The following is a 15,922-nucleotide window of genomic DNA, read 5'->3' on the forward strand; positions in this document are numbered from 1 at the left end:
GCCATGGCCCCGGTTCCGGAAAGCGTCCTCAGCGTCGGCGCGACCCTGGGCGAAGGGCCCGTCTGGGTGGCGCGGGATGCAGCGCTCTGGTTCGTCGACATCAAGGAGAAGCGCATCCACCGCTTCGACCCTGATCTGGGCGTCGCGCGCAGTTGGGACGCGCCGGGCCAGGTCGGCTGGATCGTTCCGGCGCAGGACGGATCGTTCGCCGTCGGGCTCCAGTCCGGCGTGCACCGGTTCGATCCCGATGCCGCCGGCTTCACGCTGCTGCACGCGCCGGAGGCCGACCGGCCCGGCAACCGGTTGAACGACGCCACTGTCGATCCGGCGGGCGGCCTCTGGTTCGGGTCGATGGACGATGGGGAGGAGGCCGATAGCGGGCGCTTCTACAGGCTGCACCAGGGCCGGCTGACTGAAAGCGGTCTGCCTCCGGTCTCGATCACCAATGGCCCTGCCGTCTCGCCGGACGGCACGCTGCTCTATCACACCGACACGCTGGGCAGGCGGATCTGGCGCACGCGGATCGCGGCGGACGGCACGCTGCATGATACGGCGCTGTTCGCGGAGATCGAGGATGGCGCCGGCTATCCCGATGGACCGACCGTCGATGCGGAAGGCTGCCTGTGGACCGGGCTGTTCGCCGGCTGGGCCGCGCGGCGGTACGATCCGGCGGGCGGGCTGATGACGGAGGTCCGCTTTCCCGTCGCCAATGTCACCAAGATCGCCTTTGGCGGACCGGACCTGTCGACCGCCTATGCCACCACCGCACGCAAGGGCTTGACGAGGGACCAGCTTCTCGCGCAGCCCTGTGCCGGTGATCTTTTCGCTTTCGATCCCGGCGCGCGCGGGCAAACATCCTATATTGCAGCCATCTAGAATATAAATCGGAGGAGCAGGAATGTCCGAAGGGAGTGCCGATAAGGTCAATATGGCCTTCATCGCCGCCATCGTCGCCGTGGCGACCATCGGCGGGTTCATGTTCGGTTATGACAGCGGCGTCATCAACGGCACGCAAAAGGGGCTGGAAAGCGCCTTCGACCTCGGCAAGCTGGGCATCGGCGTCAATGTCGGCGCCATCCTGGTGGGCTCCTCCATCGGCGCGTTCCTGGCCGGGCGCATGGCCGACCTGATCGGACGGCGCGGGGTGATGATGCTGTCGGCCGCGCTGTTCCTCGTCAGCGCGATATTGGCGGGGGCGGCGGGATCGTCCGTCATCTTCATCGTCGCGCGCATCGTCGGCGGCCTTGGGGTCGGCGCGGCGAGCGTGATCTCCCCGGTCTATATTTCCGAAGTCACTCCGGCGGCGGTGCGCGGCCGTCTCTCCAGCGTGCAGCAGGTGATGATCATCTCCGGCCTGACCGGCGCGTTCGTCGCCAATTTCGTGCTGGCGCGCTATGCCGGCGGATCGACGGCGCAGCTGTGGCTGGGCTTTCCCGCCTGGCGCTGGATGTTCTGGCTCCAGGCCATTCCGGCCGCGATCTACTTCCTGGCGCTGCTGGTGATCCCGGAAAGCCCCCGCTATCTGGTGGCGCGCGGGCAGGAGGAGCGCGCCCAGGCCGTGCTCACCCGCCTGTTCGGCGCCGAAGCCGCATCGCGCAAGGTGGTCGAAATCCGCAACAGTCTGGCCGCCGATCATCACCGGCCCAAGCTCAGCGACCTGATCGACAAGGCCAGCGGCAAGATCCGGCCCATCGTCTGGACCGGCATCGGCCTGGCCGTGTTCCAGCAGCTCGTCGGCATCAACGTCGTCTTCTATTATGGCGCTACCCTGTGGGAAGCGGTCGGCTTTTCGGAGGATTATGCGCTCCAGACCAACATCCTGTCGGGCGTGCTGTCGATCGGCGCCTGCCTTGCCACCATCGCGCTGGTCGACCGGATCGGGCGCAAGCCGCTGCTGCTGATCGGATCGGCGGGCATGGCGGTGACGCTGGCGACCGTCGCCTATGCCTTCTCCACGGCGGTCACGGCGGCCGACGGCGCCGTATCGCTGCCCGGCAATAACGGCGTGATCGCGCTGGTGGCCGCCAATCTCTACGTGATCTTCTTCAACATGAGCTGGGGTCCGATCATGTGGGTGATGCTGGGCGAGATGTTCCCGAACCAGATCCGGGGATCGGGGCTTGCCGTGTCCGGCTTCGCGCAGTGGATCGCCAATGCGCTGATCTCCGTCAGCTTCCCGGCGCTGGCGGTCTCGCCCGGCCTGGCGATCACCTATACCGGCTATGCCTTCTTCGCCGCCGTCTCCTTCTTCTTCGTTCGCGCCCTGGTGCATGAGACGAAAGGCCGCGAGCTTGAGGACATGGTCGGCTGAGCGGCCTGATCGCCTTGAAGGCGGGCGCGGTGGAAGCCGTACTCGCCCCCACCGTCGGCGGATCGCTGGCGGCGCTTCGCTTCGCGGGGACGGACATATTGCGGACCGCTCCGGTCGACAGCAGCGATCCGTTGCAGATGGCGAGCTTCCCATTGGTGCCGTATACCAACCGGATCGCCCATGGCCGCTTTCGTTTCGCAGGGCGCGACGTGCGGATGCCGCTCAACTTCGGCGACCATCCGCACAGCCTCCACGGCATCGGCTGGACCTCGGCATGGAGCGTCGCGGCGGCGGCGCAGGACAGCGCGCACCTCACGCACCGATATGACGGCGATGGCGGCTGGCCATGGGCCTATGAAGCGCAGCAGCATTTCACCCTGTCCGACCATGCCATCGAAATGAGCCTGACGCTGCGCAACATCAGCGATGAGGCCATGCCAGCGGGCCTTGGCTTCCACCCCTATTTCCAGGCGGACGAAGACACGTCGCTCCAGTTCCGGGCGGACCGGCTGTGGCTTGCGACAGCCGACATGCTGCCCGTGCGGCAGGTGGCGGCGGATGCGCTCGGCGACTGGTCGGCGGGCGCGCGGGTGCGGGGAAACAGCCTGATCGACAATGCCTATGGCGGCTGGGACGGCAGCGCCACCGTCCGGCGAGGGGATGGGACGCGGGTCGTGCTCAGCGCCGTGGGCGCGTCATGGTTCCATGTCTATCGCCCGCCCCTTTCCCCGGATTTCTGCCTGGAACCTGTCACCCACATGCCCGATGCCGTCAATCGTCCGGCGGGCATGGACAGCATCGAACCGGGCGCGGAAAAGACGCTTTCCCTGCGCATCGCCTTCCCTCCGTCCGACGAAGCGCTTCCGCAGCGCGACAAAATCGCCTAAGCTGCCCGCTCAGCAGCTATAGGAGCGTTGATGCAATTTCTGCGGACTGCCTTCTGGGTCGTCATCGCCGTCGCCCTCGCGCTATTCTGCGTCGCCAATTACACGCGCGTAGAAGTGAATCTCTGGGGCGACCTGGTCATGGAAACGAAACTGCCGGTCCTGCTGATCGGCGCCTATTTGCTGGGTGCGCTGCCCTTCTGGATCATGGCGCGGGCAACCCGCTGGCGCATGAAGCGCAAGCTGGAGAGCACCGAGCGCGCGCTCGTCGCGGCGACCGCCGCCCCCTCGCCTTCCGCCCCTCCATCCCTCGCCGTCGCGGACAACAAGGCCGCGACCCCTACCCTCTCCACCACAGGACCAGCATGACCAGCCCCATCTATGTCGCCATCGATACGCCCGACCTGCGCAAGGCCCAGGACCTTGCGCAGCAGGTGCGTCATCATGTGGGCGGGCTGAAGCTGGGCCTCGAATTCTTCTGCGCCCACGGCCATCATGGCGTGCATGAGATGATGAAGTTCGGCCTGCCGATCTTCCTCGATCTGAAGCTGCACGACATTCCCAACACGGTCGCCAAGGCGGTGCAGGCGCTGCATGTGCTGGAGCCTGCGATCCTGACCGTCCATGCCGCCGGCGGGCGCGCCATGCTGGAGGACGCGAAGGCGGCGGCAGGGGCCAAGACCCGGGTGGTCGCCGTGACCGTGCTGACCAGCCTGGACGATGGCGACCTGCTCGACATCGGCGTGGGCGGCAAGGCCGAGGATCAGGTGGCGCGACTGGCCGATCTGGCGCGCAGCGCGGGGCTGGACGGGATCGTCTGCTCCGGCGAGGAGGTCGCGCTGGCGAAGAAGGCGTGGCCTGACGGGTTCTTCGTGGTTCCGGGCGTGCGGCCGGCAGGCGGCGCGATGGGCGACCAGAAGCGCGCGGTGACGCCGCGCGAGGCGCTGGACCGGGGCGCCTCGATCCTGGTGGTCGGACGGCCGATCAGCCTGGCGGAAAAGCCGGATATTGCAGCGCGGGAGATAGAGGCGACGCTTTAGGCGGCCCGTTCAGGGTCGAAACGTCACGTTCCGTCCGGCGCGAAGAAATGCTGGATCACCTCCCGCGCCAGGCGCGCCGGACGCAGCGTGGAGGCGTCGAGGCAGCACCAGCTCGACTTCACCTCCGCCAGCACTTCCTCGCCACGGCGGATCACCGTTTCGTAGAAGGCGCGCGCGCCCTGCACCTTTTCCAGCAGGACGGTCGCGATGACGTCGTCGTTGAGGAAGGTCGGCTTGCGATAGGTGATCTCATGCTTGAGCGCGACCCATAGATGCTGGGCGACCGCCTCGGTGGGAGCGAGCGCCCGCCAATGGTCGAGTACGGCCGCCTGAACCCATTTCAGATAGCTCGCATTGTTGACATGACCCATGAAGTCGATGTCGTCCGGCTCTATGCCGACGGGATAAAGATGGGGAATGGCGTTGTGCACGGGCAGCGTCATAGCAGGTTCGAAGGCAGGGCGACAGGACGGCGCGCCATGCCGTGGGGCGAAGGGGCCGGAACGACCGGCCCCTCCCTCCCGTCAGAAGCGCCAGCCCAGGCTCGCGACGATCTGGTGCCGGTCGGTGTCGATGCCGAATTCGTCGGTCGTCGTGCCGTTGGCGAAGTCGATATGCGCATCCTCATATTTGGAATAGCGATATTCGAGCTTGGCGAAGGTATTGGCGTTGATGGCGCGCTCCACGCCCGCACCGATGCGCCAGCCGTCCAGCTTGAAATTGGTGTCGGTTTCGACATTGGTGTTGCCGGCCAGCACGTCCAGCTTCGTGTTGGTGTAGCCGCCCTTCACATAGACCAGCGTGTTCGGGCTGGCCAATATGCCCGCCCGCGCACCGATATAGAGGTCGCGGCCCTGCTTGACGCGGCCGAAGCCGAACTGGTCGGTGGGGTCCGATCGGCCGCTCTTCGAGGTGGAGTCGGTATATTCGCCCTCGACACCGACGACCGCGCTGCCAAGGTTCACGTCATAGCCGGCGCCCACGCCGTAGAGCAGGCCATCGATCGACTGGTCGTCGCGGCCATTGTCATTGTCCACGCTGCTGCCGGCACCGGTATGGTCGTAGCCCAGTATCGCCTCAACGCGCGGGCCGGTGAAGGTAGGATTGACGTCCTGCGCCAGAGCGGGGCTTGCGACCGCTGCACCGGTCAGGAGGGTTGCGGCCAGGATCTTACGCATATTCGGGTACTCCACTTTATCTTCTCAATCCCCTGTCAGCCGGGGAGACGGTGAAGTCATGGAAGTCCCTGGAGGTTGCATGAACCTGAGATAAACAACTGAATTTGTGTCCTTTATGCCACAGAACCAGCTCGGTTCGCCGCGTAGCTGAGGCGTGCAGGCGGTGAGTTGATCAACATTCCACGACATTGACGGCCAGTCCGCCAAGGCTCGTTTCCTTGTAGCGGCTCGCCATGTCCTCGCCGGTCTGGCGCATGGTTTCTATGACCGCGTCCAGGCTGACGATGTGGCGGCCATCGCTCTGGAGCGCGAGATAGGCCGCGTTGATCGCCTTCACGGCGCCCATGGTGTTGCGCTCGATACAAGGGATCTGCACCAGCCCGCCGATGGGATCGCAGGTGAGGCCGAGATTATGCTCCATGCCGATCTCCGCGGCATTTTCGACCTGCTGGTTGGTGCCGCCCAACACGGCGGCAAGACCTGCGGCAGCCATGGAGCAGGCGACGCCCACCTCCCCCTGGCAGCCCATTTCGGCGGCTGAGATGGAGGCGCGCTTCTTGTAGAGGAAGCCCATGGCCGCCGCGGTCAACAGGAAGCGGCGCTCCCCCTCCCGGTCGGCGCCGGGGACGAAGCGGCGATAATAATGCAATACGGCGGGGATGACGCCCGCCGCCCCGTTGGTCGGAGCGGTGACGACGCGCCCGCCGGCGGCATTTTCCTCATTCACCGCCAGCGCGAAGAGGCTGACCCATTCGAAGATCTGCGCCGGGCCGAGGGCATTTTGCTGGAGGACCAGCCGGTTATGGATGGCGCGGGCGCGGCGCCGGACCTTCAGCCCGCCGGGCAGCAATCCCTCTTCCTTCAGGCCGCGATCGATGGATGCGCTCATCGCGTCGATCACGCTGTCGAGGAAGGCTTCGGTTTCCCGCGGCGCGCGCCAGGCCCCCTCGTTGCGCAGGACCAGCGTGGCGATGCTGAGGCCGGTGCTCTCCCCCAGCGCCAGCATTTCCGCGCCGGAGGAGAAGGGATAGGGCTGGACGACATTATGGCCGAGCGGCGCGTCGGCGGCGATCGCCTCCGCGCCCGGCAGGACCGCGCCGCCGCCGACCGAATAATAATCGCGGACCAGCGGCTCCTCCTGCCCGTCGAACCAGGCTGAAAAGCGCATGCCGTTGCTGTGCGCCTCCAGAAACTCTCCCATGCGGAAGAGGAGGTCGGTCGTTTCGTCGAAGGGAAGGAAGCGGTCCTCCACGCTGCCCGCACGGATGCGGCGCTCGCTGCGGATGGTGGCGAGGATGCCGGCAATGGCGTCGGGATCGACGCTGTCGGGACGCTGGCCGGAGAGGCCGAGCAGGATCGCCATGTCGGTAGCGTGGCCCCTGCCCGTGAGGGCGAGCGATCCATAGAGTTCGCATTGCACGCGGGCCGGGATGGCGGGCAGCGAGTCCATGAACATCAGCGCGGCGCGCATCGGCCCGACCGTGTGCGAACTGGACGGCCCGATGCCGATGGTGAACAGGTCCATCACGCTGATCGCGGCGGCCGCATCGATGCGGGATTTGGTCACGTTCAATAATCCTTTGAGACACGGACGTTGGCGCTTTCGCGGCCAAGGGTGGAGATGGCGCCGAGCAGCGAGAGCCAGCGCGTGACCTGATATTCGATGCGGGTCGCGGAATAGCCCTGCCCGTCGGTGATCAGTTCCACATAGGTCTTGCGGGTCAGATATTTGCCCGCCGCGATGGAGGTGCCCTGCCCCTGCGTCGGATCGGCGGCGATGATGCGCAGCCGGTCGAGCCCTGCCGCCTTGCGCACGGCGTTGATCGGGTCGAGGCCGCCCTGCCCCTGAAGCGAACCCACGGCCGAGGCGAGTTGCAGCGCTTCGGGCGCGGACAGGTTGGTGATCGACGTGCCGAAGAGGATGCGGGACAGCAGTTCGTCCTGCGGCAGCGCGGGCACGCTGGTGAAGCTGATCACGGGCTTGAGGCCCGTGCCGCCGACATGAATGGTGGCGGTGAGGTCGCTGACATCCGCTTCCGCATCGATGTCGAGCGTCGGGTTGACGGGGGTGCGGCCGTCGAACTGGATCTTGCCTTCCTTGAGGTCGAAGCGGCGGCCGGCAAAGTCATAGGTTCCGCGAACGAGATCGGCGGTGCCCGCAATGGCCGGGCTCGTGACCGTGCCGCCGATGTCCAGATTGGCGCGCCACTCGCTCTCAAGGCCAAGGCCCGTGACGGTCAGGCGGTTGCGGGCGCGCGCCTTGATCGCAAGGTCCCAGGGAATGCTGGTGCGGGGCCGCTCTATCTCGTCGCCGCGACGGTTGATCTCGATCACGCGCAGTTCGGGAATCTGCGCCACGGCGGCGGCGCGCCCCATGGTGAAGCGGCTGCGGTTGAGGATCAGGTCGCCGCCGATGGTGCCGCCCTTGCCGGTGGAGGCGATGGTGATCGGGCCGGTGACGGTGGCGGCGATGTCGTCCCGTTCGAGGAGCGCGGCATTCTCCGCCTGGAGGCGCAGGTCCATGCCGACCCCCGCTATGCCGTTGAAGGTGAAGCTGCCCGTCCCGGTGACCGTGCCGCCATTTTGCGCGGCGGCGCTGAAGCCGGTCATGACGAGCTGCGCGCCGGAGAAGCGGCCCCGCGCCTTGACGCCGTGCAGCCGCATGCCCGTGACGGGGCTGTTGATCGCGGCATTGTCCGTCGCGAGAGACCCCGCGATGACGGGGTCGCCCAGCGTGCCGCGCGCGTCGGCGGTGACGCTGACCGGGCCGGATATGTCCACGATCTCCACCCCCGTCAGGCGCCAGAGCGTGTCGGCGGTGCCATTGTAGCGAAGCTGCGCGAACAGGGACGCGCGGTTGAGCCGCTCCACCAGAGTGCCTTCGGTGCCGAGCGGCATGAGCAGCGCCTGCGCCCGGCCGATGGTCTGGCCGTTCGCGACGAAGATCATGCGGGTGGCCAGACGGTCATGGCTGAGGACCGCGTTGACGCCCGCATCCACGGGACGGGAACTCAGCGACAGGCCGGAGCGGGAAAGGCCGCGCACGCGCAGTTCGGCCTTCCCCGTCGGCATGCCGCCGCGCGTATGCACATAGCTGAGCGAGCCGGTCGCCGTGCCGCCAAGGCCCAGATCGTCATAGGCGATGTCCAGCAGCGAAAGCGGCAGTTTCTGCAGCCGCGCCTCTATGCTGGTGGTCTGGCCGCTGAGTTCGCCGCCAAGCTGGAGCGATCCGCCCGCAAAGCCTATCGATGCGGGGTCCAGGCGCCAGCCGTCCTGGGTGCGGGTGAATATGGCGGGGCGATTGAGCTTGATCGGCCGCTTGTCGATGGTGCCGCCAGCCTGAAGCTGGATGCGGTCGGGCGTGACCTGCGCCTCCCCGCTGAGGTCGAAGAGGCGGCCGCGCTGGCCGGATAGGCTGGCCGTCACCTTGCCGCTGCCGTCGACCAGATCGGCATTGGCCGCAAGGCGGCCGATCTGGATCGCACCGATGCGCAGGCCTCGCGCCTGCGCCGTGGCGCCGATCGTCGTGCCGGAAGGGTCGAGCAGGATCGTGGCATCCAGCCTGCCCCGGCGCACGGCGATGCTGGTCGGACCGTCGAAACTGGCGTCGGTGGCGGTGAGGGCGAGCTTCAGCTGCTGAACGCCGTTTACAGGGGCAAAGGCGACGGTGCCGGTCACAGGGCCGCTGACGTTCAGCACGCCGTCCAGCCCGCCGGTCACCGGGCGCAGGTCGCCGCTGGCGCTGACGCCCGATGCGGCCACGCGGGCAATGCGGACGATCGCCTGGCCGCCGGGCGGCAGCAGGATCGCGCCGTTGCCGGTGAAGGGACCGAGCGTCGATCCCCCCTCCGCCGTGAAGGCGTAACCCGCCGCATCGGGAACCAGATGGGCGTGCATGTCAGTGACGCCAAGCGCCTTCAGCGGGCTCTGCAGCACGACATCGACGGTCGGACGGTCGATCCTGCCGTCCAGGATCAGGCGCAGCGGACCATAGCTTCCATGCTGGCCGTTGCCTTCGAAATGGAACGTGCCGTCGCGGCGGCGATAGCCCTTGGCCGAGAGCGTCAGCAGCGGCGCCTCCAGGCGGAGGCCAGTGAACTGAAGCTGCCCGTCCGGTCCGAGCGACAGGCCGCTGCGCAACACCGGAAGGCCGCCGCCCAGCGACCGCAGGAAGCTGTTGTCCAGCCGCCGCATCCGCGCCATCGCATTGCCGCTCAAGGTGAAGGCGCCACGGGGGCCGGGCACGGCGCGCAGCTTCGACGTCAGGTCGACGATGCCAAGGCCGCGAATGGCCAAGCCGCTGATCTGGCCGTCCAGGCCGATGTCGTAACGCCCCGATTTCAGGTCGGCGAGGAAAAGCAGCCTGCCGCGCAGCTTGTCGGACCGCACCGTCATCGGATTGCTGACGACCTGCTGGTTCCTGAGCTGCAACACGCCGTTCAGGTCGAAATTGCGGATGATCCCCTCTACCAGCGGGCCCTGGCCGTCGAGGCGCCGGGCGCGCAGATGGACGGGGATCAGCGCCGGGCCGCCCTTCGCCCTGCGTCCCTTGCCGTCGGCGCGGACATCGTGAATCACGGTCTTGCCAAAGGCGAGTTGCCTGGCAGTGAGCAGATATTCATAGCCGAAGGCCGAGAGCGAGCCATCCAGCCGGATGCGCGCCGCAATATCCCGGCCGCCCATCGACTTGAGCAAAGCCTGCGGGCGGGCGAGCTTCACATCGACCAGCAGATTGTCGAGCGCATTGTTGCGCAGGTCGATGGCGCCGTCCGCGCTGAGGTCGATCGCGGCGGAGCGGAGCGACAGCTTGCCGTCGATCACCCGGTCGGCCATCAATCCGCTCGCCTGGATGGCGAGGCGCGGCGCGGAAAGGCGCTGGACGAGGCCCTGTCCCGCCATGGCGGCTCCCTCGACGGTGCCGGCGGCCGTATAGGTGCCGCTGCGGGCCGCCAGCTTCAGGTCTATGGCGGGTTCGCTGTCCAGCGTGCCCGCCAGGCGGCCGTTCCAGCGGGTCCAGCTTCCCTGCCCCTGGATGCGGAGATTGGCGTCCTGCTTCAACCCGGCCATGATTCCCAGGACGCCGCCCCTGGGTGCGTTCACCGTGACGTCGAGGTCGAACTTGTCATCGTCGGGCCGGCTGTCGAGCGCGATGTTGAGCGCATCCTCTCCGTTCAACACCCGGGCGGAAAGATCGATAATGGCGCGGCCGCCGCGAATGTCCGCATCGCCGGAAAGCGTCGCCTGCTGCACCTTGCCCGTGATGCCCCGCTCGATGATGAGGCGCCCGACCGAAAATTGCATCAGCCGGATGTCGAAGCCGGGAAGGATCGGCCCCTCCCGCTCGCTGGGGTTGAGCTTGGGCAGCTTGTGCAGCGTCGCCTGCGGAATGACCAGGCGGTCTATATCAAGCCGGTTGGAGAGCCAGGCGAAGGGCCACCAGTCCAGCTCCACGCGCGGGGCGTCAAGGAACGCGCCCTTGGGATCGGACAGGGTCAGGCCATGGAGAACGGCCTTGCGGTAGATGCTGCCGTCGATCCGGTCGACATGGATGCGCAGGCCCGAAGGCGGACTGATCTTCGCAATGCGGGAGACGAGGAAGCGATGGCCCGGCACGGTGTCGAGCCAGGCCAGCGCGCCGGCGGCGATCAGCAGCAGCGTGGCGAGAATGCCGGCGACCCAACGCTGCCAGCGGCCGTCCCAGGCGCGGCGGCGGCGCGGCGGCGGCGGCGCGGCGGGCGTCTCCCCCGCCATCAGAAGGCCTGCCCCAGCGAGACATAGACGGCGATCTTCGGATCGCCCGACTGCGGATTGAGCGGCGTGCCGACATCGATGCGGATCGGGCCGAAGCTGCTGTAATAGCGCACGCCCAGCCCCGCGCCGATGCGCAGGTCGCGGAAGCGCGGCAGGAAACTGGTCGAGATGTTGCCGGCGTCGACAAAGGGCACGACGCCGAAATTGCCGAAGCGGATGCGCGATTCCAGCGAGAATTCCGCCAGGCTCTTGCCGCCGACCGGATCGTCGTTCGGGCCGTAGCGCGGGCCGATCGCCTGATAGCCATAGCCGCGCACCGAAGCGCCGCCGCCGGCATAGAAGCGCCGCGAGGGCGCGATCCGGTCGACCGTGGACCCCAATATGGTGCCGAAACGCGCACGGGCCGCGAGCACGATCCGGTCGTTCATCGGCTGATAGACGCTGCCGTCAAGCTGCACGCGGGCATAGCCGAAGGTGCTGTTCTGGAAGGACAGTTCGGGGCTGAGCCGGCCGCCCAGGCGGAACCCCCGGCTGGGGTTCAGCAGGTCGTCGCTGCCGTCATAGGTGAGGCTCAATGGAATGGCGCCGATCAGGAAGGTGCGCCGGCTGCCGTTGCTGAACGCATCCGCTTCGTCCGACGCGATCAGTTCGCCGCCGATGCGCCAGACCCATTTCTTCTGGAACAATATGTTGGTCTGCCGCTCCAGCGCGCCCGACAGGGTTATGGTGCGCGCGTCATAGGCGTCCCGCTTGATGTTGCTGACGGAGAGCAGGCCCGTCAGCACATTGTCGCGACGGCGGAAATTGTTGCGGCGATAGGTGAAGGACGCCGTCTGCTCCTGCGTGCCGATCACCCCGCGCACAGTCACCGCCCCTTCCGGCGGGAAGAAATTGCGGTGCGCCCAGCTCACCTCTGCGCGATAACCCTCCCCGGTGCCATAGCCCAGTTCGCCCGCTATGGTGCGCAGCGGCGCCGGGCGGGCGTCGATGGCCAGGTCGACATGCTCGCCGTCTCCCGCATCCCTGGGGGTCATGGTCAGGGATGAAACGAGCCCGGTGGCGATCAGCGCCTGCCGCAGATCTTCGACATCAGATGCCATATAGGTGTCGCCGGGACGGAAGCGGGCGATGCGCTGGACATGGCGGGCGCTGAACAGCGCATCATTGGCCATGACGATCCTGCCGAAGGTGCGGTAGGCGCCGGGATTGACGACGATGTCCAGATCGCCCTTGCGCTCCTCATGGTCGATGCGGACTTCCGGTTCCTCGACCTTGCCGAAGGGAAATCCGTTCTCGAGCAGCGCGACGGCCAGGGATTGCTGGCCGGCGAGGATGGCGTCGGCATCGACCGGATCGCCCGCCTTGGGCGGAAAGGCGGACCGTAATTCCGGTTCGCGCTCGCCGGTGTTCTCCAGGCCCTTCAGGTCGACGGACGACAGCAGATAGCGCGCGCCCGGCACGATCCGGAAGGTGACCGCCAGCCTGTCGCCGCCCGCCGCCGGCGGCGTCACGGCGCCGCGAATGCGCGCGGCATAATAGCCCTTGGCGCGCAGCAACCGGTCGAGCAGGTCGCTGTCCTCCTTGATCCGGCGGTTGATCTGGGCGAGATTTGCGGGCTTCCCCTCGCCCTGATGCAGCACCGACAGTTCGTTGAAGCGGGTGGTGAACTGGGCGTCGGCAATCTCCTCCACGCCGGTCATCGCGACGGTGTAGCGGCGCTCCTCACCCGCATCCGCGCCCGTATCCGCAAAGGTGACGGCCTCCTCAGCCTGTTCCTCCGCCGCTTCGGGCGCGACCGCCTGCTGCGGCACGTCGGAAGACTGGGGCGGCAGTTCGACCATGGGCGTGACGATGTCGGGCTGTCCCATGTCCGGCCAGTCGACGCCGATGTCGGGCATGGGGGCCAGATTGGGATCCAGATCGGGCTGATCGGGAACCGGCTGGGCGCCGGCCTGCGCCGCCGCCTGCGCATGAGCGACAGGCGCGAGCAGAAGCAGCGGCACGAGAAGAGCAGCTTGCGGCAGGCCTGAAATGCGGCGGCAGGTCCGCAAACCGGTATTCATAGCGCTGATCTAGACCAGAAATCGGGCGGATGGCCAGCCCCCAAGATCATGGCGGGACAGGCTGTGCGGGGATTTGGGCTGAAAGGCTGGATGGCGTGGAGATGTGTAACCCCGCTCCTGCCGACATGCCCCAGCGAACCCGCCTGTCAGAAGGCGGCGTTGAGCCGATCCATCAATGCCCGGGCCGGATTGGGTTCCGCCTGCGCCCGCGGACGCGCCATGCGATCCTGAAGGCGCGCGACCCTTTCGTAAAGGTCCTGGCTTGCCTCTATCAATGCGCGGGCGGCGAAGGGGAAGTTGCCGGCCACCGAAGGATCGGTGGTCGCGGCATGGCCGAGGCGGTATTTCTCGTCCAGCATCTCCGCATCGCTGAGTTCCCCCCGTTGCCAGGCGCGCTGGCTCAGCAACCAGGCGATGATGTGCATGAGGCGCGTCGTGACCTTGAGCGATTCGCAGGCGAAGGCGACGCGGCGAAGCGGATCGTCCGTCTCCGGATCGCCTCCCTCCCGCACATCGAAATAGGCGCGCGCTTCATCCGCCATCACCATGGCTTCGACATAGAGACCGTCGACAAGGCGGCGATGCAGGCCCTGTTCAAGAGAAGCGGCGAGTTTCATGGCCGATATGTGCCATAGAGCGGGCGCTTTGTCAGTCCCGATGCGGGCCCGTTAACCCCGAATTGTGTCATTCGGGATCAGTCGGGACCGCATTGGCCATAATCCGTTCCACCGTTCAGGCGATGATGTCGGGGACGAGCTGATCCTCCAGCAGGGCCATTTCGTCGCGCAGGCGCAATTTCCGCTTCTTGAGGCGCGCGACCTGCATCTGGTCGCCCGAACCGGAGTCCACCAGCGCGCTGATGGCGCTGTCCAGGTCGCGATGCTCGATTCGCAACAATTCCAGCCGACGCATGATGTCTTCGCGGCTCACCATACACCTACTTTCGCACCCATTGCCGTCCCATCGCCCCTTGATAGCCCGGCGGGCCGGCACGAACCATCGCAAATTTCAAAGCGGCCCGTCGCAAAGCGCGAATCGCCCGAAGACACGACCAGCGAATCGTGATCTACTCGTTCATCCATTGCCCTCGTAAGGAGAATGTCATGGAAAACAGCCACATTTCAGCTCTTTCGGCCAAGCATGCCGGGCTTGAGGCTCGAATCAAGGCGGAGACGAGTCGTCCCATGCCTGACGCGATCCTGGTGGCCTCGCTCAAGAAGCAGAAGCTTCGGCTGAAGGAGGAAATGGAGGCGCAACACTGACAGCGGTGACGCCTGTGTGAAAGGCATGGATCGGCGGTCCCTTGCCGCTGATCCTGCCCTTCCGGGAGAAGCTCCGGGGCCATGCCTTGCGGGGCTTTTTTGTGGGCGGCGGCAATCCGAGCCACCCTGTAATCCGCTTTGGACGCTCAGCGCATGAAGCGGCGCTGGCGCAGATAATCGGGCACCGCAAGCTGTCCTTCCGGCGCGGAAACCCGGCGGCGCGCGAGTTGGGGATCGATCGGCACGTCGAACGCGATGCCGATGCGATCCTCCCGTGACCAGACGACCGAACCATGGACCTGGCCGATGCCGCGCAGGTCGAAGCGAATGCGGATGCCATTGGGCACGGCGCGCTCACAATCGGCCATGAGGCCGGTGGCGGAAAGATTGCGGACGCGGGCGCGGCCGAGCGGAACCCCGTCGGCCGAGCTTAGATTGGTGAGCAGGAAAAGGCTGTCGCGCGGGCCGGAACGCGCCGGACCACGATCACCATCATCCTGATTGCTATCCATCGACAACGCCCTGCAAGATCACTGGAATTTCCCGGCGACCCTGCCATGGCGGCATGGATAAAAGGTTAATCGTCGCGAGAGACTTTTTCCTGCCGCTCGTGCCGTTCCTGCGCTTCGACCGTCATGGTCGCGATCGGGCGGGCTTCCAGGCGGCCCAGCGAAATCGGTTCGCCGGTCACTTCGCAATAGCCATATTCGCCCTCGTCGATGCGGCGGAGCGCGGCGTCGATCTTGGAGATGAGCTTGCGCTGGCGGTCGCGGGTGCGCAGCTCGATCGACCAGTCGGTCTCGCTCGATGCGCGGTCGTTGAGGTCGGGTTCGCGGAGCGGTTCGTTCTGCAGGACGGCCAATGTCCCTTCCGCTTCAGCCAGGATCTGCTTCTTCCAGTCCCACAGGCGCTGCCGGAAATATTCCAACTGAAGCGGGTTCATGAACTCTTCGTCTGCGGAAGGACGATAGTCGGGTGGGAGTGTTACAGCCGATTTCGGCGGATTTTGGCCGTCTTTATCGGAATTCAGGACCGATGCCATCTGGCTCTCCGACTCGCGGGACCCCCGATGCTGAAAGTGCCGGGGTATCCGTGACTTGTGGTTGACGGCGCCTAATAGCCAGCGCCAAGGCCTGAGACAAGCGGGCAATCGGTCGTCCGGCGCGCCGGCCGCGCATTGCGGCGCGCTTATCCCCAGAAAATTCGCGATTCCCGGCCATCGGCAGATCATAAAAGAAAATAGACCAGCCGTATCGCCCAAGCGGCCGGCCGCCGTATCACAATGGGACGTTAACCATATGAGTTCATAATTTGTTAGTTTTTTCCTCGACTTGACCCCGATATTCAGAGTTAACGCCATTGAAGTTAACGCTTTGTTTTGCGTTGTTAGCAATAGGGAACGGCCCCGCATCCGTTACTGCGCAACGCGGTGA

General features: G+C 66.3%; 15 protein-coding genes. 6 read left to right on the plus strand and 9 right to left on the minus strand.

The window, feature by feature from the left end; genetic code table 11:
• The first annotated feature begins 3 nt into the window (after positions 1–3).
• The 5 genes from LDB29_RS10055 to pyrF are packed head-to-tail and all read left to right on the plus strand — an operon-like array spanning position 4 to position 4,235.
• Positions 4–876, plus strand: a complete 873-nt coding sequence (locus LDB29_RS10055; RefSeq protein ID WP_025548899.1) for an SMP-30/gluconolactonase/LRE family protein — start codon at positions 4–6, stop codon at positions 874–876.
• Between the two features lie 22 nt (positions 877–898).
• The gene (locus LDB29_RS10060) at positions 899–2,311 is read left to right on the plus strand and encodes a sugar porter family MFS transporter (RefSeq protein ID WP_025548897.1); all 1,413 of its coding nucleotides are present in this window, start codon (positions 899–901) and stop codon (positions 2,309–2,311) included.
• A gap of 14 nt (positions 2,312–2,325) precedes the next feature.
• Positions 2,326–3,198 (plus strand): aldose 1-epimerase, encoded by an 873-nt coding sequence (locus LDB29_RS10065; protein WP_025548896.1) that lies wholly within the window; start codon positions 2,326–2,328, stop codon positions 3,196–3,198.
• A 30-nt stretch (positions 3,199–3,228) separates the two neighbouring features.
• Entirely contained in the window at positions 3,229–3,564 is a 336-nt protein-coding gene (locus LDB29_RS10070) for a lipopolysaccharide assembly protein LapA domain-containing protein (RefSeq protein WP_025548894.1), read from the plus strand.
• On the plus strand, positions 3,561–4,235 hold the full coding sequence (gene pyrF, locus LDB29_RS10075; protein WP_025548893.1) for an orotidine-5'-phosphate decarboxylase: 675 nt from the start codon (positions 3,561–3,563) through the stop codon (positions 4,233–4,235). The genes LDB29_RS10070 and pyrF overlap by 4 nt, the downstream gene beginning before the upstream one ends.
• A 23-nt stretch (positions 4,236–4,258) precedes the next feature.
• On the opposite strand, the gene LDB29_RS10080 is transcribed toward pyrF, so the two are convergent.
• The 7 genes from LDB29_RS10080 to LDB29_RS10110 form a co-directional block, all read right to left on the minus strand.
• Complete coding sequence (locus LDB29_RS10080; protein WP_025548891.1) at positions 4,259–4,666, minus strand: thioesterase family protein; 408 nt, start codon at positions 4,664–4,666, stop codon at positions 4,259–4,261.
• A 93-nt stretch (positions 4,667–4,759) separates the two neighbouring features.
• Entirely contained in the window at positions 4,760–5,413 is a 654-nt protein-coding gene (locus LDB29_RS10085) for an outer membrane protein (protein WP_025548890.1), read from the minus strand.
• A 172-nt stretch (positions 5,414–5,585) separates the two neighbouring features.
• On the minus strand, positions 5,586–6,980 hold the full coding sequence (locus LDB29_RS10090; protein WP_025548888.1) for an L-serine ammonia-lyase: 1,395 nt from the start codon (positions 6,978–6,980) through the stop codon (positions 5,586–5,588).
• A 2-nt stretch (positions 6,981–6,982) separates the two neighbouring features.
• The gene (locus LDB29_RS10095) at positions 6,983–11,164 is read right to left on the minus strand and encodes a translocation/assembly module TamB domain-containing protein (RefSeq protein ID WP_025548886.1); all 4,182 of its coding nucleotides are present in this window, start codon (positions 11,162–11,164) and stop codon (positions 6,983–6,985) included.
• Positions 11,164–13,227, minus strand: a complete 2,064-nt coding sequence (locus LDB29_RS10100) for an autotransporter assembly complex family protein (RefSeq protein ID WP_025548885.1) — start codon at positions 13,225–13,227, stop codon at positions 11,164–11,166. Before LDB29_RS10100 ends, LDB29_RS10095 begins: the two co-directional genes overlap by 1 nt.
• Before the next feature lie 146 nt (positions 13,228–13,373).
• Complete coding sequence (locus LDB29_RS10105; RefSeq protein ID WP_025548883.1) at positions 13,374–13,844, minus strand: DUF1465 family protein; 471 nt, start codon at positions 13,842–13,844, stop codon at positions 13,374–13,376.
• 115 nt (positions 13,845–13,959) lie between these two features.
• Positions 13,960–14,139 (minus strand): YdcH family protein, encoded by a 180-nt coding sequence (locus LDB29_RS10110; protein ID WP_037482328.1) that lies wholly within the window; start codon positions 14,137–14,139, stop codon positions 13,960–13,962.
• A gap of 191 nt (positions 14,140–14,330) precedes the next feature.
• Here LDB29_RS10110 and LDB29_RS10115 point away from each other — a divergent pair, with 191 nt between their 5' ends.
• Positions 14,331–14,489, plus strand: coding sequence for a YdcH family protein (locus LDB29_RS10115; protein ID WP_007684009.1), 159 nt, complete (start codon positions 14,331–14,333; stop codon positions 14,487–14,489).
• A 146-nt stretch (positions 14,490–14,635) separates the two neighbouring features.
• On the opposite strand, the gene LDB29_RS10120 is transcribed toward LDB29_RS10115, so the two are convergent.
• On the minus strand, positions 14,636–15,001 hold the full coding sequence (locus tag LDB29_RS10120; RefSeq protein WP_025548880.1) for a PilZ domain-containing protein: 366 nt from the start codon (positions 14,999–15,001) through the stop codon (positions 14,636–14,638).
• 65 nt (positions 15,002–15,066) lie between these two features.
• Entirely contained in the window at positions 15,067–15,531 is a 465-nt protein-coding gene (dksA, locus tag LDB29_RS10125; RefSeq protein WP_025160963.1) for an RNA polymerase-binding protein DksA, read from the minus strand.
• Between the last annotated feature and the right edge of the window lie 391 nt (positions 15,532–15,922).

Source organism: Sphingobium sp. CFD-2 (assembly GCF_024611135.1).
In the GTDB taxonomy this organism is placed as follows: Bacteria; Pseudomonadota; Alphaproteobacteria; order Sphingomonadales; family Sphingomonadaceae; genus Sphingobium; species Sphingobium fuliginis.